Below are 18,354 nucleotides of genomic sequence, written 5' to 3' on the forward strand. Positions count from 1 at the left end.
CTGTTTCCTTTACCTGAACTTCAGATAAAACGGGATTTAAAATGAAAACAGTTTCATAATGATTCATAAAAATATATTTTATTGTTAAATTGGATGCAAAAGTAACTTATATTTTTGAATTGACAAACAAACTTCCTAAATTTCTTTATAGATCTACGAAGGTCAATGAAATAAGGATAAACTAAACTATTTTACTAATTAAAAGTGGTACTTTATATTAATTCCGTTCCAAAAATAGGCTTTGCTAGATCCTGGATTTACATCAGCTGACATTCCAGTAGGAAAACCATTTCCAGCATCAAAATCATTAATATTACCTCCTAAAAATAGGAATGTATAATTGGTTTGATTGGTTAAATTATTTCCAGCTAAGAAGAAATCTAAACTAACTTTTTTGTTGTTGCTGCTTATTTTATAACCTAATTTAGCATTTAGCAATCCGAAACCATTTACACTATTGGCATTTGCAAAATCAGAAAAAACCTCACTTAAATAATTAAATGTAGTGTTCATATATACTCCTTTTGGCGATTGAAAATCCAATCCTACTGAATATTTCTGCTTTGGCACCCCAACAACTTTTTTATTAGAAAAATCAGATAAAACTCCACCTACTCTTGTTGAAAAATCAGTGTATTTGAAATCAAAATAAGAAAAATTTACAAATGATGTTACTTTTGAAAGAATTGGATTTGATTTCATTTCGTGAACATATCCGATACTTGCCTCTAACCCTCTATTCAATTGATTTCCGGTATTTGCTGTATAAGCATAATTTCCACCTGCAGGATTTGGAGCACTTAATTGAGTTAGTTTATTATCGATATTCATATTAAAAAGTGAAAATTGATAATCAAATCTGGTATTAAACAATAATCCTTGAACTGAAAACTCGATCATTTTGGCTTTTTCTGCAACTAAGTCATCATTCGTCTTATTCAATGCTGCAATAAAAGAGGTTGCAGCTGTTGGTGCATTATAACCTTCACTATAACTAAGATTAAAAATTTGGTTTTTATATGTTTTTTGAATTGCAAAATGAGGATTATAGGAAGTCGTAAACGATTTACTAAACGAAGTATTTTTGGTATTTCCAATAATCAAACCTGGTAATGCCAATAAATCAACTCGGTCATAATCAATTTTATTTGCACTTAAACCTATAATTAATGATAAATCCAAATCTTTAAAATTGATTCGATCGTGAATGAATACGGATTGCTGATTGGTAGTGTATTTATAATAATTGCCAGGTGCAATTGGGGAAACTGTAAATGGATTATTTAAGTCGCCTGTAAATCTGAAATTAGATATCAACGACTTGCACTGTTGTATTTCTGTACCAAAATCCAATACATTTTCAATCGCATTTGAAATATCATTTGACTTTGTGAAAACAGAACGCAAGCCATAATTTGGAGAACTAAATTGTTCGGAAGCACCCGCAACCACCCTTTCAGATTCTGTTCCAGAATAAAAAAGTACAGTAGAATTTTTAAATGTATTGGTGAAATTATAATTATTTGTAACACCAAATCGAGAAGATTGCATATTCAAATGTGCGTTATTTCTAATGTAAGCATTGTTCCCAGGATCGTTATTTGCATAATAATAAGAATAAGGTATTTGCCCAGAAATACCTTCATGTGAATAATTATGACTAAAAAATACATTAACCGTTTGTCTGTCAGTAAATTTAAAATCTCCTTTATAGGTAATGAAATTTTTCAAACTCTGCCCGTTAGGTCTATATCCATCCGATTGCAAGTGACCAAAATTAACAAACATTGATGCATTATCAGTAACGTAGTCTAAACGAGTGTTGGTTTGAACCAAATTAAAAGATCCTGTAGTCGTATTTTGGGTTAAAGAAATTCCTTTTTCTTCTGAATTTTTTAGATAAAAACGCACTACTCCACCAACACCAGCGCCATAAATTGTTGAGGCAGGACCCTTGATCACATCAATTTTATCAACTATTGAAAAATCAACATCGTCTAATATAGTAACTCCCTCAGCGTTAGTTAACGGCATTTGATTATAATAAACTTTAATTCCCCAATTATTAAACTTTTGGTCGTTTCCGTAACCCCTAATCACAATTCGCTGACCGCCAACTTGTGTTCTTTTATCAACTTGAACACCAGCCATAACTCCTAAACTTTGTTCTAAGAAAGCAGGATTATTTCTATTTATTTCTTCTGACGTTAACAACTCTGTTGATTGACCATGGCGCTTGAATTCATTTCTTTCCTTCAATGTCTTTTGACGTGCCTTTACAATAATATTTTTTAATTGGTTAATTGAATCTTGCTTAGTTTGAGCGACCAAGCCTATTGAAAAAAAGCAAACCAACAACACTAGTATTTTAGTTTTCATATTTACTTTATTATTGTAATAGTGTTATTTATCATAAAATTAAACTAATAAAAATCAACATTAACAGTTACTCGGATAGATCTATAAGCAGCTACGGCTTCAATACTATTTAATATTTTTTGAAGTGTATTTTTTGTAGTTAGAATTGATATTGCCGAAGGAATTTTTACCATTATTGTTCGAATATATTCATTACGGATTCGGCTAATTGCTGGTTCCTCAGGACCTAATACCGGCATTGGCAAACTTTGTTGCATCACCTGATACAACCACATTGATCCCTCCTTTAATTTATCGTAATCGCGATGTTTCAAAGTAAGTTTAATTAATTTATAAAAGGGCGGATATTTATAAATTTCTCGTTCTAATAATTGCTCATTAAACATGGATTCGTAATCATTACGAGTTACTTGCTGAATTGTATTGTGCAGTGGTGTATACGTTTGAATTATCACTTTTCCTTGTTTTTCAGACCTTCCTGAACGACCAGAAACTTGTGCCATCATTTGGAAACTTCTTTCATAAGCCCTAAAATCAGGATGATAAAGTAGGTTGTCTGCGTTCATTATTCCTACCAAAGTAACATTGTCAAAATCCAAACCTTTTCCTAGCATTTGGGTTCCAACCAATATATCAATTTCTCGATTCTTAAAACTGTCAATTATTTTTTCAAATCCAAATTTGCCTCTCGTAGTGTCCTGATCCATTCTGCCAATCTTATGATTTGGAAAAAGGGCAACCAACTCTTGTTGAATTTGCTCTGTTCCAAAACCTTTTGTGGTTAAATTTACACTAGAACACGCGTTACAATTCGTAGGCTTTGCAATTGAATAACCACAATAATGACATCGCAACTGATTTTTATGTTTGTGGTAAGTCAAACTCACATCACATTGTTGGCATTGCGGGACGTGACCACAAGTTAAGCATTCTAATAACGGGGAATAGCCTCGGCGGTTTTGGAACAAAATTACTTGCTCGCCAAGTGTCAATTTTTTTGTAATTTCTTCTATTAATACTTCGCTAAAATGCCCCGACATTTTTTTTCTAAAATACTTATCTTTTAGATCTACCAATTCAATTTCAGGTAGTGTTACATTTCCGTATCTTTCAATTAGGGTAACTAATCCAAACTTGCCTGTTTTAGAATTATTATAAGATTCTACACTTGGCGTTGCCGATCCTAAAAGTACTTTAGCTTTATGTAGTCCAGCTAATACAATCGCGGCATCACGAGCGTGGTATCTTGGTGCAGGGTCAACTTGTTTATAAGTTTGTTCGTGTTCTTCGTCTACAATTACAAAACCTAAATTCTGAAATGGCAGAAATAATGCCGACCTCGCTCCTATAATTATTTGGGCTTTTTGTGATATTTCAAGCACTTGATTCCAAACCTCAACTCTTTCATTATTGCTATATTTAGAATGAAAAACAGCTACTTTATTTCCGAAATGAGTTCGTAACCTTCCAACTAATTGGGTAGTTAAAGCAATTTCTGGCAATAGATAGAGCACTTGACTTCCTTTTGCAAGATAATCCTCAATCAGCTTAATATAAATTTCTGTTTTACCACTTGCGGTTACACCGTGAAGCAAACATACTTCTTTATTTGATAATAATTCTTTTATGGAATTGAAGGCTATTTCCTGAGGTGAACTCAAATTTAATTCGCCTATATTAGTACCACCCTGAAAATTAACACGATCTTCTTGAAGGTAATATTCTTCAAAAATATTTTTATCAATTAGGGCTTTAATAATTCCCGAGGTGGATTGAGATGTTTCAGTTAGTTTTTTAACAGTTATAGGCTTCTTTTCAGTGGCTGTCATTTGAAAATAGGATAAGATAACTTCCTTTTGTTTTACGGCTCCTTTTAACGTTTCTAAAAGTTGCTGCAAACCTTTATCAGAATCAAAATCCTTATTTAAACGGACATAACGGACCAATTTTGGTTTGTATGATTCTTGCATTTCCTCTTGCAAAACTAATATGTTTTTGTCAATTAGTTTTGCAAGAATGGGGAAAACGCTCTTTTTATTTAAAATTGAAATAATATCTTGAACCTTAAGCGAACTCTGGTGTTGTAGCGCTTGATATATTAAATATTCATCGTCTGAAAGTTGAGATTCATCGACATGAATATTTTGTTTTTGTGAAATTACAGTTTCGCTTTCCAACAATAATGCACTTGGAATTGCACCACGAAAAACATCACCAATAGCGCACATATAATAAGATGCAATCCATTGCCAATGTTCAATTTGAGTTTGAGTTACTATAGGATTTTCATCAAGAATTTGATGAATTTCTTTGGCATCATATAAGGTAGGTGCATTTTGATGTAATTCAATAACTAATGCGGTGTAGATTTTACTTTTTCCAAATGGAACTGCAACTCGCATTCCTTTTTTTATAAAATGATATTCTGTTTCAGAAACACTATAAGTAAAAGTTTTGGCAAGAGAAAGTGGTAGAATTACTTCAACGAAAAATTGCATTTATTTTATTTTACACGTTCCCAGTATTGGGTTCTTCCTAATAGAGAAATTCCTAAATAACCTCGAACTTTAAGTTTATTTGGGCTTTCTAATTCGATATAACATTTATAAACTTTTCCAGATTTAGGGTCTAAAATTTTACCATCGTTATATTCTGACCCATCTTTTACCAATCCTTTAATAATTATTAAACCTAAAACAGGTTTGTTATGATCTTCTCCAGGACAATCTTTACAAGTGTTATTTCGATTTTTTGGATTTAAAATTTCCACAACTTTTCCATAAATTCTATTGTTGGATTCAAAGATTTCAACAACAGAAAGTGCTTTTCCGGATACCTCATCAATAGTATTCCATTTACCTATAACTCCACGACTTTGAGCATAGAAATTCACTGAAAACAAAACTAAAATAATAACTGCAAGTTTTTTCATAATTTAAAAGTTTTTAGCCCCGATAGCAGCGGTATCCCAAGCTTTTTAGCTTGGATTTAGCGGATAGCGGGAATAGCTTCAAAAGAAACTAATTGTTAATTTTATTATTTTTTAATTTACTAATTATAGAATTTAATTCAAATCCTAATAACAATATCATACAATTGATCCAAATATAAAACATCATAATCAATAATGTACCGATTGATCCATAAAGTTCGTTATATTTTGAAAATTTAACAACCCATATTCCAAAAAAATAGGAAGTTTTTATGACCAAAATAGTAGTAAACATTGAACCTATGGTAATTAAAGATTGTTTGTTTTTATTTTTTGTTCCAAATTTAAATAAAATTGAAATAGTAATCAATATCATCAAAATTACAAAAGCATATCGACTTAAAATAATTATTGGAATAGTATCACTTAAAACATCTTGAATAATTGTTTTTTGGATAAATACCTCAAAAACTACGATTGCGGCAACGGTGATTAAAAGTAAAAATGACAGCAATAATGATAGGCCCAGCGCAATTAAATATTGTTGAAAAAAACCTCTTTTTACTAAAACATGTCGGGATGATTCAAAACCTCCAAGAATGGCGTTGAGTCCGTTTGCCATTAAAAAAATTGAAAGAAAAAAACCTGTTGACAATAACCCTGATTGACTATTATTAAGAATATCGTTTATAATACTAAAAATGGCATCGTAGGTATTTGGCGGTACACCTTCTTTAACAAACTCTAAAAAGTCAGCTTGAAAACCATCAATAGGGATGAAAGGAATTAGGTTTAAAATGAATAATGCAAATGGAAAAAGAGCCATAAAGAAACTGAATGCAACGGAACTAGCGTGGTAGGAAAGTGCTCCTTCAAAAATTCCTACTGAGTACATTTTAATTAAGTCATAAAATGACAAACCGTGAAGCCACATAGGTTTAATGCGCTGCAGCACACGGATTATATTTCTTAATACAGGAATTTCTTCAAATTTCATTAATAATGTAATATTTACAGAATGCTAATTTAGAATTAATTTCGGTAATCTGAAAGCTTCTTAGTTTTGTAAATTATAAAAATAGTTTATTATCTTTGAAAAAAAATACCATGAGCCAAAACATCATCCTTAACAATCAAGAAATTAAGCATAAAATCACTCGTATTGCCTACCAAATTTACGAGACTTTTGTGGATGAAGAGGAAATTGTTATTGGCGGAATTGCTTCCAATGGATTCGTTTTTGCAAAGAAAATTGCAACTGAGTTGGAAAAAATTTCTACCATAAAAGTTGTTTTGTGCGAAGTTTTTATTAATAAGCAAAATGTAAACGCACCTATTACTACTTCCCTTTCTGTTGAACAATACCAAAACAAAGGATTGATTTTAGTTGACGACGTTTTAAATTCAGGAACGACTTTAATTTATGGAGTTAAGCATTTTTTGGAAGTTCCTTTGAAGAAATTAAAAACAGCTGTTTTAGTTGATCGCAACCACAAAAAATATCCTGTAAAAGCTGATTTTAAAGGAATTTCACTTTCTACATCTTTACAGGAACACGTTCAAGTAGTTTTTAATGATAAAGGAGATTGTGCTTATTTAAACTAAAATAGTTTCAATTTCTGATATTATTTCTTCTGGAGATTTCCCATCAACATTAATTTTATATTGCGCTTGATTATAGAAATAACTTCTATCGAATAGGTTTTTGGCTATAAATTCCATTATTTCTTCTGGGTTTTTATTGGCAATTAAAGGTCGTTCAGAGTTAGAATATAGCAATCGCTCATACAATGTTGGTATTGAAGCAGACAAATAGATAGAAATTACACCTCCGAATTTTAGAAATTCATGATTATTTGAATAACATGGAGTTCCACCGCCGAGACTTAGAACAAATGAATCTTGATTATTAATAAGATTAGCAAAAATTTGGTGTTCTAATTTTCTAAAATAGATTTCACCTTTCTCAGAAAATATATTTTTTATCGAAGATTTTTCATTTTTTTCGATAATTTCATCCAAATCTAGGTAGGAAATAGAGGTAGAATTAGCTAGTAATTTCGCTATAGTTGACTTCCCACAACCCATATAACCCAATAAAATGATTTTTTTCATAGCAATAATACCTTATAAACTAAGGCGTTAAGATTATTTTATTCAAAAAGTAAATTTATAAATAAAATAGCTTTGAAAAATAAATAATAACACCTTATATTTGCACCCGCATTGAAGGAATAGAAAAATGACTCGATAGCTCAGTCGGTAGAGCACATCACTTTTAATGATGGGGTCCTGGGTTCGAGCCCCAGTCGGGTCACAAAAAAGACCAATTTTTAATTCCTTCAAGCAATGACTCGATAGCTCAGTCGGTAGAGCACATCACTTTTAATGATGGGGTCCTGGGTTCGAGCCCCAGTCGGGTCACAAAAAAAGTTGTCCACCATTGGCGGATGACTTTTTTGTTTTATGGCCACGTGGAGAAACGGTAGACTTGCCATCTTGAGGGGGTGGTGCTCGTAAGGGCGTGTGGGTTCAAATCCCACCGTGGTCACAGATAATAATAAAAGCCCAAACTATTAGTTTGGGCTTTTTCTTTTGTCAAAAAGGAGTTTTTAAGTCTATTAGAGGTTCTTCGAATAACTCTTATTTCTGATTGTATTTTTCTTTGTACTTAGCGTTTAGCTTTGTTTGATGGGTTTCCAAATTCAACTTTCTACCTTGAATAAATATTTGAGTCAATTGATTAGTTCTCATATCTAAAGCGTCGCCTTCTGATATAAATAAAGTTGCATCTTTACCTTGTTCTAAAGTACCACAGAAATCATCAATTCCTAAAATTTTAGCAGTATTTGAGGTAATTAATTGCAATGCTTGTTCTTTATCTATTCCATATGCTGCGCAGGTTCCTGCTAGAAAAGGTAAGTTACGGGTTTGCATTCTCTCCATGCCCCCACTATTTTCTAATCCAACAACTATTCCTTTGCTTAATAATATTCGTGCCATTTTATAAGGTAAATCAACATCTTCATCTTCTCTATTTGGCATATCGTGTACATTTCTTAATAGCACACCAATAGCATTTTCCTTTAATAAATCAGCTGTTTTATAGGCATCGTATCCACCTACAATTACCATTTTCTTTATTCCAAATTGTTTTGCTAACTGCACCGCATCGATGATTTGTTTTTCTTCTTGAGCATGAATAAATAGAGTTTGATTTCCTGCAAATATTCCTTTCATTGCGTCAAAAATTAAGTTTTGTTCAGAAGGAACAGCAGCGGAATACGCTCTTGAATTTTCAAAAAACATTGTGATCTCTCCAATTTTTTTAACGTAATCCTTATTGGCTTCTATAGCCCCTGGCTCTGCCCACCAACCACTTCTTTTCATGGTTGGGGGAAAATTCATATGAATTCCATCATTTTCTTTAATTAGAGCGTCTTTCCAATTCCAAGCATCCAATTGAACAATAGAAGAAACTCCTGAAATTGTTCCTCCACGTGGAGTAATTTGAGCCATCAAAATTCCATTAGGACGAGCAGTTTCAATTACTTTAGAATCGGCTGCATAGGCAATAATACTTCTAACATGAGGATTCATATCTCCAATTTCTCTTTCATCATCTGACGATTTAACGGCATCTACTTCTACTAAACCAAGTGTTGAGTTTGGCGCAATAAAACCCGGATAAATGTGCTTTCCAGTTGCGTTAATTGTAATATCAAATGCTCCACTGGAAAGCTTCACTGTTTTAGCATCTTCAACTAAAATAATTTTACCATCTTTAAATCCAATGGCACTGTTTTCAATAACTTTTCCATTACCTAAATGAGCAAAACCATTCAATATCAATATTGATTTGGTTTGCTTAGTTGCAGGAATCTGTTGTCCATTTGTATTTGAAATAAATCCAAAAAACGCTACTATTATTATATATATCTTTTTCATTTTTATTCTTCTAAAGTATCACAATGGTCTTCTTTTCTCTCTTTTTTCTTTGGCTCTTGGGTATTAGAACCTTTATTTTTTTCAAGCATTAATTGCCCAATTAAAATGTTTCTTTCGTTGGTATTTGCTGATCTTTTAAGTTCATCAATTGCTAAATCGTAATAAACGGTTCCTTCAATTATTGTTTTTTCTGCTTTAGCATAAATTGATAAAGGATTGTCACTCCATAAAACCACATCGGCATCTTTACCCACTTTTATACTTCCCACTTTATCGTCTATATGCAATAATTTAGCAGGATTTAAGGTAACAAACTTCCATGCTTCTTCTTCCGGCACATTACCGTATTTAACCGCTTTACCAGCCTCTTGATTTAGTCTTCGGGACATTTCTGCATCATCTGAATTGAAAGCCACAACCAAACCTTGGTTGTGCATTATTGCGCCATTGTATGGAATTGCATCATTAACCTCAAACTTATAAGCCCACCAATCAGAGAAAGTAGATGCCCCAACTCCGTGCTCTTTCATTCTATCTGCTACTTTATAACCTTCCAAAATATGAGTGAAAGTATTGACTCTAAAATTAAACTTTTCAGCAACATTCATCATCATTAATATTTCTGATTGAACATACGAATGGCAAGTAATAAATCGTTCCTTATTAATAATTTCTGCAATATTTTGTAATTCTAAATCTACTCTTGGAGCCTTAGATTTATCTTTTTTCGGATTTGAATTGTAGGCCTTCCAGGTTAAATCATATTCTTTTGCACGTTGAAAATAATCAGTAAATACCTGTTCTACTCCCATTCTAGACTGAGGGAAACGATTAGAACTTCTACTTATATTAGATTGTTTTACATTTTCACCTAGTGCAAATTTTATAAATTTAGGTTGGTTTTTATATAACATTTCATCAGCTGATAATCCCCATTTCCATTTAACAATAGCTGAACAACCACCTATTGGATTGGCAGAACCATGCAGTAATTGCGAGGTAGTCACTCCACCTGCTAAATCTCTATAAATATTAATATCTTCAGAATTAACTACATCTTGAATTGTTACTTCGGCACTCGAATTATGTCCGCCTTCATTAACACCTTTTGATATAGCGATGTGAGAATGTTCGTCTATTATTCCACTCGTTAAATGTTTACCTTTTGCATCAATTTTAACTGCATTACTATCTTCAATATTTTTGCCTATTGCTGCAATTTTACCCTCTTTGACCAATACATCTGTATCTTCTAATATTCCCTCTTTTTCATTTGTCCAAACAGTAGCATTTTTAAATAATAAGGTTTGCTGAGATGGCTTTTTACTGTTTCCATAAGCAATATTTGGATACGTTACAGGTAATACTAAACTTGGTTTGTCAGCTTTAGAACTATCTTTTACAACAAGGAAAGGGGCTGTTTTGATTGCGGTCCAATTAACTTCTTTACCGTTAGACAAAATTGCTTTTCCAGATAATTTTTGAGCGTTTTCAATATAGCCACTTAATCTTGAAAAACGGTCGTTAATACTATCATTTGATTTTATTGAAGCTGTAATCCAATTTGCTGCAATAGTGAGTTTGGAATTAATCTTTTTAGAATTTACATCAGTTATTTCTGATTTAGGTGTCGCAATTTCTCCCTCGATTTTCCACTTGTAGGTATTAGTATCAACTGTTAAATCATAATTTCCGCGAATATCAATTGTTGTCATCTCATTGACTACAAACTTATTACCCTGAACCCAGTTTTCATATAATACCGTTTTATCATCAAAAATAGCTCCCGATGTAATAACGAAATTTGCAAAACTACCTTTATTCAAACTTCCAATCTCATTGCTTTTTCCCATTATTGAAGCTGGAATTGTAGTTAGTGCTTCTAATGCTTTAGTTTTGTCAAAACCGTATTTTATTGCTTTCAATAGGTTTACTCTAAAATCCTCTGTCTTTTTTAGTTTATCAGTTGTCAATGCGAATACTACATTGTTATCAGAAAGCACTTTTAAATTTGTAGGGGCTTGATTCCAAAATCTCAAATCACTTAAATCAATTTGATCTGATAAAAAAGAATTTGAAACATCATAAGCCTCAGGAAAATTAATTGGAATAATGAACTTTGAATTGGTGTTTTTAATTTCGTCAATTCTTTCAAACTCATTTCCTGCTCCCTTAAAAACATAATTTAGACGAAATTCTTTAGCTATTTTTGCTGCTCTAATACTATTTAACTTATCTTCAGTAGTAAAAATTTGAACTAAATTTTGATTGTTTATCAAAGCTTCTAATGAAGCATCTTTGGTTTTAGAATTTCCGTTCTTATACCAATTCATGTCTAAATACATTTGTCGCAGCAAAGCCATCATTCCCATTAACGAACTAGGATACGATTGATTGGTAGTCACGCTTCTGGTAAAACCAAAATGGTTTGATATTTTATTGGAAAGCAATCGAAGACTTTTATCAGAATTATTCAAGGCAATTAAAGTTCCTGTCCCGCGGGCAACTCCATCCTGAACATGGGTTCCCACAACTCCAAAACCGGCTTTCAGATATTCTTCTGCTTTGGTTTGATCGTAAGTAAAATTTTCAAATGCATTAACTTCCGATTTAATACTTTCGTTCCAATAGTAACCTATTCTTTTTGTATCATAGGAATCACCGTCTGATGCAGTGCTTTTTTTAGGTTTTTCAATTCCAAAACTAGTGTAAATATCAATAAAAGATGGGTAAACGTATTTACCATCCAAATTAACAATTTTACAATTTTTAGGAATTTGAAGATCAACTCCTGCACCAATTACTTTTCCGTTTTGAATAATTAAAGTCCCTTTTTCAATTACTTGTGTTGGCGTTACAAAAATTTTAGCGTTGGTAAATGCAGTAAAATTGTTGTTTTTATTTTGAACACTTTCGTTGTTTGGAAAATATTCTTGGGCATCAATTTTAACAATACCAAATAATAAAATGAGAAATAAAATAATTCTTTTCATAATCAATAAAAATTAATTTTTTTTTAAAAGTATACCTTTTTTTAGACTTTATAAAATATTAGTCAATTATTTCAATTTTTCATATTCTGTTTAGCAAATGAAAACTATCAAATTAAATTAACTATTTTAAAGTAATAATAATTGCATTTTTATAGATTAAATAAAAAATAATAACTACTTTTGTTTAACTTATTTAATAAAAGAATGAACAATGTAAAAAATGTGTTTAGTATTAAAGACCTTGAAAACCTTTCAGGGATAAAAGCACATACAATAAGAATATGGGAAAAACGATATAATATATTGGAGCCCATGCGTACCGATACCAATATTAGATTGTATGATTTACCCAATCTGCAAAAACTCCTTAATATTGTATTACTTCATGATTATGGTTATAAAATTTCCCGAATCGCAAAATACAATCCAGATGAAATTCCGGAAGTTGTAAACAACATTATATCTGAAAAAAGCGTAAAAAGTCATGCGATTTCTTATTTTAAAATGGCAATGATCAATTTTGATCAAACACTATTTTTCACAACATACGACGAATTGCTTTCTGAAAAATCTTTTAGAGAAGTGTTTTTTGAAGTATTTATTCCATTAATGAATGAAATTGGATTGCTTTGGCAAACCGATACTATAACTCCAGCTCACGAACATTTTATCACCTATTTGATCAAACAAAAGTTACTTATTCATACTGAAAAACAGCAATTATTAGAACCTAGAATTGAGGATCGAGTATTTGTACTTTACCTACCTTCAAATGAAATTCACGAATTGGGGTTAATGTACTTAAACTATGAAATATTGCACCATGGTTATCGAAGTATTTATCTAGGCGAAAGTATTCCTCTGGACAACCTGAAAGACTTAAAGAGTTATTTTAGTAACATAACCTATATTAGCTACTTAACGGTTGAACCAAACAAAGATGAAATAAATCCTTACATAGAAGCTTTAAATAAAGAGGTATTAAACGATAAAGATACGGAGTTATGGCTTATTGGCAGAATGGTAAATTTCATTGATGAAAAGCACATTACTCCAAAAACTAAGGTATTTAAATCAATAAGCGAACTAATAATAAATCTATAAATTTTACAACTCAAATTATAAATTCTTGAAAATCGTTTTTGTAATTTTGTAACTACATATGGGAAAAAACATTAAAATTATAGGTTCCGGTTTTTCATCACTAGCAGCCTCTTGTTATTTAGCTCAAAAAGGGCACAAAGTGACAGTATTTGAAAAGAACAATTCTATTGGCGGAAGAGCCAGACAATTTAAAAATGAAGGATTCACTTTTGATATGGGTCCAAGCTGGTACTGGATGCCAGATGTTTTTGAACGATTTTTTGGTGATTTCAATAAAAAACCTTCCGATTACTATGAGTTAATCAAATTATCACCGGCATACCGAGTATATTACGGAATTGATGATTTTATTGCAATAGCAGATAATTTAGAAGAAATAATCAACACATTTGAAGCAATTGAAAAAGGAAGCGGAAAAGTTCTTGCTAAATTTATGGCTGAAGCCAAAAGTAATTACGATATTGCTATTAAAGATCTAGTTTATCGTCCAGGAGTTTCTCCATTGGAATTAATAACTACTGAAACTGCTTTAAAAGTGGGACAATTCTTTAGCAATATCAGTAAAGATGTTCGTAAAAAGTTTAAAAACCAACGCCTAATTCAAATTTTAGAATTCCCAGTTTTATTTCTTGGAGCAAAACCATCAGATACACCATCATTTTATAGTTTTATGAATTATGCCGACTTTGGAATGGGAACTTGGCATCCTAAAACAGGTATGTACGATGTTATTCGAGGAATGGAAAGTTTGGCTTTGGAATTAGGAGTTAAGTTTGAAACCAATTCCAACATTGAGAAAATAATCGTTGAAAATAAAAAAGCAGTTGCCTTACAAATAAATGGAAAAAGAATCGATGCTGATATTATTTTAAGTGGCGCTGATTACCATCATACCGAAACTTTATTAGATCCAGAATACCGAGCGTATTCTGAAAAATATTGGGAAAGCAAAACTTTTGCACCTTCTTCCCTACTTTTTTATGTAGGTTTCAATAAGAAAATTAAAAATATTTCTCACCATGCTTTGTTTTTTGATGTGGATTTCAATCAACACGCGAAAGACATTTATGACGAACCAAAATGGCCGGAAAACCCTTTATTTTATGCTAATTTCCCTTCAATTACTGACAATACAGCTGCGCCTGAAGGAATGGAATCTGGTTTCTTCTTGATACCACTTGCGCCAGGAATTGAGGACACTCCAGAACTAAGAGAAGCTTATTTTGAAAAAATAATTTCAAGATTTGAGAAATTAACTAAGGAAAATATAAAAGAAAATATTATTTTTAAAGATTCTTTTTGCAAACTTGACTTTGAAGAAGTTTATAACTCATACAAAGGAAATGCTTATGGAATGGCAAATACATTAATGCAAACAGCATTTTTAAGACCCAAACTAAAAAGCAAAAAGGTTGAAAATATGTATTTTACCGGACAACTTACCGTTCCTGGACCTGGTGTTCCTCCAGCTTTAATTTCAGGAAAGTTAGTTGCCGAACTAATTGAAAAAAACCTATAGTTATGAAGAATCTTTTTGACCAAGTATCTTTTGATTGTAGCCGAAATGTTACAAAATCCTACAGCACCTCTTTTTCTTCAGCGGTGAAAATGCTTGCGCCAAATATTCGTCAAGACATTTACAATATTTATGGTTTTGTTCGTTTTGCTGATGAAATTGTGGACAGTTTTCACGATTACAATAAGGAAGAACTTTTATTACTATTTGAAAACGATTTAGAGCTAGCGCTGAAAAATAAAATTAGTCTGAATCCTATTTTAAATGCTTTTCAAAATACTGTGCACCAGTATGAAATTCCAAGAGAATTAATTGATGCTTTTATGAAAAGTATGAAATTGGATTTATCCAAAACAGAATATAAAACTGTTTCTGAATACAATGAATACATTTATGGTTCAGCAGACGTGGTTGGATTAATGTGTTTGAAAGTTTTTGTGAAAGGCGATCACTATAAATATGATTTACTGAAAGAATCAGCGATGAGATTAGGATCTGCATTTCAAAAAGTAAATTTTTTAAGAGATTTAAAAGCTGATTTTGAAGATTTAAATCGCACCTATTTCCCAAATACTGATTTATCTAAATTAGATGAAAAATCAAAACTAAAAATCATTGCCGAAATTGAATCCGATTTTGAAGCAGGTTACGAAGGTTTGATTTTACTTCCAATTGAAGCTAAATTCGGAGTTTACACTGCTTACTCTTACTATAAAAAATTACTTGCCAAACTAAAAAATACTCCCTCAGCAGAAATTAAAAATACTAGAATTCGAGTTTCAAATTATCAAAAATATGGGCTTTTCGCCAAATGTTACTTTTCATACAAATTAAATATTATTTAAATTAATCTATTATGTGGATTTATATTGTTGTCTTTTTCGCTACTTTTTTCTTTATGGAATTTATGGCTTGGTTTAGTCACAAATACATAATGCACGGATTTTTGTGGGTTTTACATGCAGATCACCATAAAAAGGACCACGATTCTTGGTTTGAAAGAAACGACTTGTTTTTTATTTTCTATGCTGTTGTCAGCATGGGGTTTTTCTTCCTTTGGAGATATGAAATCTTCGATTTAGGATTAGCAATTGGTTTAGGTATTTTTGCGTACGGTTTGGCTTATTTTATAGTTCACGACATTTTTATCCACCAGAGATTTAAATTATTTAGAAATGCGAATAACGTTTATTCTAGAGCGGTGAGAAGAGCGCATAAAATGCATCACAAACATACAGGAAAAGAAGATGGTGAATGTTTTGGTATGTTACTAGTGCCTTTTAAATACTTCAAAAAATAAAAAAAAGCGTTCCAAATAGGAACGCTTTTTTGTTATAACCAAATCAAAATATTACTTTGCAATCAATTGCTGTAAAGGTTTTAATTGTTCCAAATTTACATTAGCATTTTTTAAAACCGACATCAAGGTAAAAATACCAGTGGGATTCATATCTTTTCCCAAAACTCTTACTATAGCAAATCCATTTTCCTTATTATTTGCATAAAATACGAATTCATCAATATGTTCAGTATCACCAATAAAACTAACAGAAGCGCCATTTTTTCCTGAACCAAATTTCATTAATTGTTGGTATTTTTCTTCTTTCAAGATTTCACCAACTTTAACTTTCTCTGTTTCAAATTCAGACTTATTACTTTTATCTAATTTAAAAGCCAAAATGTTTACTTTTTCAAATGATTTTAAAGCTGCATTTTCTTCTGAAGTTAATTTTATACTATCTATATTCAACATTTTTGGAGATAAATCTAAAACTACGAAGTTCTTGTTGTCTGTTTTTTCCACGAAATACTTTTGTAAAGAGGGTTCGTTATTACAACTTGAAATTAAAAAACTCACAATTGCTATAAGAAAAAAAATACGCTTCATAACTATTGTTTTTTACCTTTAGTAGCTTTTTTTAACTCATCACCCCCAGGAAGTCTCATTTTGTCAGTCAAAACTGAGATTTCATTCAAATCAAAATCACCGGTTAAAGACATTAAAACGGTTTCATTTCCCTTTGAAGTACCTTCCATAAACATCAAAAGCTCTTTAATTTGTGAGTCTTTAGTGCCTGATTTTACCCAAATTTTAATGTTTTTTCCACCATCGTTAATTCTCATTAATTCTTCTAACCCTGACGTTTTCATGTATTTATCAGCAGTAGTTTTCATTTCAGAAGTTACTCTAGTGCTAGTGGTAGTAAATACTTTTAAATTATCTAACTTTTTTATTAAATTCAAATATTGCTGCGAAGCTTTATCCTTATTTTCCATTTTAACACTTCCCATCATTTCAAACATTTTTTTGTTTACAACAACTGAAGTTACATCATCTTGACCGTCAAATTTATCAAATGCTGCTTGACCATAAAAAGCGGCTGGCAATACACTAAACATCAATAATAATACTAATTTTTTCATGATTTCTATTTATTTTGTTTAAAAATTAATTCTTTTGAGTTTTGAAACTCGTTAATATAAGACACACTTTCAATTCCTACATTTACATTTTTAGACAACATCGAAAGTGCTTTTTGTGTAGCTTCGAAAGCAGCTTCTGGACTATCATAGGTGCCTAAATCATGCGGTTCTTGTGAATGATGTAAATAAGTAAAAGTGCTAATTCCAAGTAAAACTACAACCGAAGCTGCAATTGATAACCACGCAACATTGTGTTTTTTAGCTTGTAGCGGTACCGTTTGCTTAAACTCCTGTGCTTTCGCTTCTGAGAAATAACCAAATAAAGGTTTGTATTGTTCCAAATGCTGCGCAACATCTGATGAAGAAAAGTAATTTTTCAATTCTATTTCTTCTGAAACACTGGTTTCTCCTTGAAAATATTTTTCTAAAATAGTTTCTATTCTATTTAATTCCATAATCATTTGTTTTTAGCATAAACGCTCTTATCGATTTCCTTGCTCTTGACAAAGCAACTCGTATCGCCGTTTCGTTCATATCCATTATTTTGGCAATCTCTTCAAATTCATATTCTTCAATATCTCGCATTTGAATGATGAGTTTTTGTTGTTCTGGCAATTCGTTTATTGCTTTTTCAACCCAATTCAAACTATCTTTTACTTCCAATTGGTTTTCTAAACTTGGCTCTCTATCAATATAATTATCATGAACCAATTTTAAATTTCCCGATCGCTTCGCTTTCAACTGATCCAAACAATAATTTTTGGTCATTGTCATCGAAAAAGCTTCAATATTTTTATACGAATCTAGGTTCTCTTTGTTATTCCATAATTTCAAAATCACCTCTTGTGTTGCATCCTCTGCTTCTTCAGTGCTTACCAATATTCGTTTGGAAAGACGAAAAAGTTTGTCTTTAAATGGCGTAATTAATTTTACAAAATCATTTTGATTCATTGACTTGTTTTGAGGCTGTTATATAATGAAGACGATAAAGTATAAATTATGTTACAAGATATAACATTAAAATATACAATTAAAATGAAAATGAAAAATGCAAATAA

16 protein-coding genes, 3 tRNA genes and 1 pseudogene are annotated in these 18,354 nt (G+C 31.4%); 8 read left to right on the forward strand and 12 right to left on the reverse strand.

What is annotated here, in order from left to right; translation table 11 throughout:
• From AC9UFV_RS04750 to AC9UFV_RS04770, 5 genes and pseudogenes are all read right to left on the reverse strand, one after another.
• Positions 1-67: pseudogene (locus tag AC9UFV_RS04750) on the reverse strand (30S ribosomal protein S6); the annotation flags it as partial.
• A 131-nt stretch (positions 68-198) separates the two neighbouring features.
• Complete coding sequence (locus tag AC9UFV_RS04755; RefSeq protein ID WP_509573330.1) at positions 199-2,379, reverse strand: TonB-dependent receptor; 2,181 nt, start codon at positions 2,377-2,379, stop codon at positions 199-201.
• 44 nt (positions 2,380-2,423) lie between these two features.
• Positions 2,424-4,877 carry a replication restart helicase PriA gene (gene priA / locus AC9UFV_RS04760; protein ID WP_509573332.1) on the reverse strand — a complete coding sequence of 818 codons (2,454 nt, stop codon included), beginning with the start codon at positions 4,875-4,877 and terminating at the stop codon, positions 2,424-2,426.
• Between the two features lie 5 nt (positions 4,878-4,882).
• Entirely contained in the window at positions 4,883-5,311 is a 429-nt protein-coding gene (locus AC9UFV_RS04765; protein WP_509573335.1) for a DUF2147 domain-containing protein, read from the reverse strand.
• 88 nt (positions 5,312-5,399) lie between these two features.
• Positions 5,400-6,308: a YihY/virulence factor BrkB family protein gene (locus AC9UFV_RS04770; protein ID WP_509573338.1), complete on the reverse strand. Its 909-nt coding sequence runs from the start codon at positions 6,306-6,308 to the stop codon at positions 5,400-5,402.
• Between the two features lie 110 nt (positions 6,309-6,418).
• Here AC9UFV_RS04770 and AC9UFV_RS04775 point away from each other — a divergent pair, with 110 nt between their 5' ends.
• Entirely contained in the window at positions 6,419-6,916 is a 498-nt protein-coding gene (locus AC9UFV_RS04775) for a phosphoribosyltransferase domain-containing protein (RefSeq protein ID WP_509573339.1), read from the forward strand.
• Here the strand turns inward: AC9UFV_RS04775 and AC9UFV_RS04780 are convergent.
• Positions 6,908-7,426: a shikimate kinase gene (locus AC9UFV_RS04780; RefSeq protein ID WP_509573341.1), complete on the reverse strand. Its 519-nt coding sequence runs from the start codon at positions 7,424-7,426 to the stop codon at positions 6,908-6,910. The genes AC9UFV_RS04775 and AC9UFV_RS04780 overlap by 9 nt on opposite strands.
• Before the next feature lie 129 nt (positions 7,427-7,555).
• Here AC9UFV_RS04780 and AC9UFV_RS04785 point away from each other — a divergent pair.
• The 3 genes from AC9UFV_RS04785 to AC9UFV_RS04795 all read left to right on the forward strand — a co-directional run bounded on the left by AC9UFV_RS04785 (position 7,556) and on the right by AC9UFV_RS04795 (position 7,862).
• Positions 7,556-7,628: transfer RNA gene (locus AC9UFV_RS04785), tRNA-Lys, on the forward strand.
• A gap of 34 nt (positions 7,629-7,662) precedes the next feature.
• Positions 7,663-7,735, forward strand: a tRNA-Lys gene (locus AC9UFV_RS04790).
• 44 nt (positions 7,736-7,779) lie between these two features.
• Positions 7,780-7,862, forward strand: a tRNA-Leu gene (locus tag AC9UFV_RS04795).
• 92 nt (positions 7,863-7,954) lie between these two features.
• Here the strand turns inward: AC9UFV_RS04795 and AC9UFV_RS04800 are convergent.
• Together AC9UFV_RS04800 and AC9UFV_RS04805 are read right to left on the reverse strand one after the other, a co-directional pair.
• Positions 7,955-9,259, reverse strand: a complete 1,305-nt coding sequence (locus AC9UFV_RS04800; protein WP_509573343.1) for an amidohydrolase family protein — start codon at positions 9,257-9,259, stop codon at positions 7,955-7,957.
• Between the two features lie 2 nt (positions 9,260-9,261).
• Complete coding sequence (locus AC9UFV_RS04805) at positions 9,262-12,252, reverse strand: amidohydrolase family protein (protein ID WP_509573345.1); 2,991 nt, start codon at positions 12,250-12,252, stop codon at positions 9,262-9,264.
• Between the two features lie 204 nt (positions 12,253-12,456).
• Here AC9UFV_RS04805 and AC9UFV_RS04810 point away from each other — a divergent pair, with 204 nt between their 5' ends.
• The 4 genes from AC9UFV_RS04810 to AC9UFV_RS04825 are packed head-to-tail and all read left to right on the forward strand — an operon-like array spanning position 12,457 to position 16,172.
• Positions 12,457-13,356: a MerR family transcriptional regulator gene (locus tag AC9UFV_RS04810; protein WP_509573347.1), complete on the forward strand. Its 900-nt coding sequence runs from the start codon at positions 12,457-12,459 to the stop codon at positions 13,354-13,356.
• A gap of 58 nt (positions 13,357-13,414) precedes the next feature.
• The gene (gene crtID, locus AC9UFV_RS04815) at positions 13,415-14,875 is read left to right on the forward strand and encodes a bifunctional phytoene desaturase/3,4-desaturase (RefSeq protein WP_509573350.1); all 1,461 of its coding nucleotides are present in this window, start codon (positions 13,415-13,417) and stop codon (positions 14,873-14,875) included.
• 2 nt (positions 14,876-14,877) lie between these two features.
• Positions 14,878-15,717 carry a phytoene/squalene synthase family protein gene (locus AC9UFV_RS04820; protein WP_509573352.1) on the forward strand — a complete coding sequence of 280 codons (840 nt, stop codon included), beginning with the start codon at positions 14,878-14,880 and terminating at the stop codon, positions 15,715-15,717.
• Between the two features lie 11 nt (positions 15,718-15,728).
• A complete protein-coding gene (locus AC9UFV_RS04825) occupies positions 15,729-16,172 on the forward strand; it encodes a sterol desaturase family protein (RefSeq protein WP_509573354.1) in 444 nt (147 codons plus the stop codon).
• 51 nt (positions 16,173-16,223) lie between these two features.
• Here AC9UFV_RS04825 and AC9UFV_RS04830 read toward each other — a convergent pair whose 3' ends face one another.
• Genes AC9UFV_RS04830 through AC9UFV_RS04845 form a run of 4 tightly spaced genes read right to left on the reverse strand, consistent with a single transcriptional unit; the run spans position 16,224 to position 18,247 of the window.
• Positions 16,224-16,760 carry a GFO_1091 family lipoprotein gene (locus AC9UFV_RS04830; protein ID WP_509573356.1) on the reverse strand — a complete coding sequence of 179 codons (537 nt, stop codon included), beginning with the start codon at positions 16,758-16,760 and terminating at the stop codon, positions 16,224-16,226.
• Positions 16,761-16,762: 2 nt separating this feature from the next.
• Positions 16,763-17,296 (reverse strand): GFO_1090 family protein, encoded by a 534-nt coding sequence (locus AC9UFV_RS04835; RefSeq protein ID WP_509573358.1) that lies wholly within the window; start codon positions 17,294-17,296, stop codon positions 16,763-16,765.
• Positions 17,297-17,301: 5 nt separating this feature from the next.
• Positions 17,302-17,751: a PG0215 family putative anti-sigma factor gene (locus AC9UFV_RS04840; RefSeq protein WP_509573360.1), complete on the reverse strand. Its 450-nt coding sequence runs from the start codon at positions 17,749-17,751 to the stop codon at positions 17,302-17,304.
• The gene (locus AC9UFV_RS04845; protein WP_509573362.1) at positions 17,738-18,247 is read right to left on the reverse strand and encodes a GFO_1088 family ECF-type sigma factor; all 510 of its coding nucleotides are present in this window, start codon (positions 18,245-18,247) and stop codon (positions 17,738-17,740) included. Before AC9UFV_RS04845 ends, AC9UFV_RS04840 begins: the two co-directional genes overlap by 14 nt.
• Positions 18,248-18,354: the final 107 nt, after the last annotated feature.

This window comes from Flavobacterium sp., from assembly GCF_044349645.1.
GTDB lineage: Bacteria > Bacteroidota > Bacteroidia > Flavobacteriales > Flavobacteriaceae > Flavobacterium.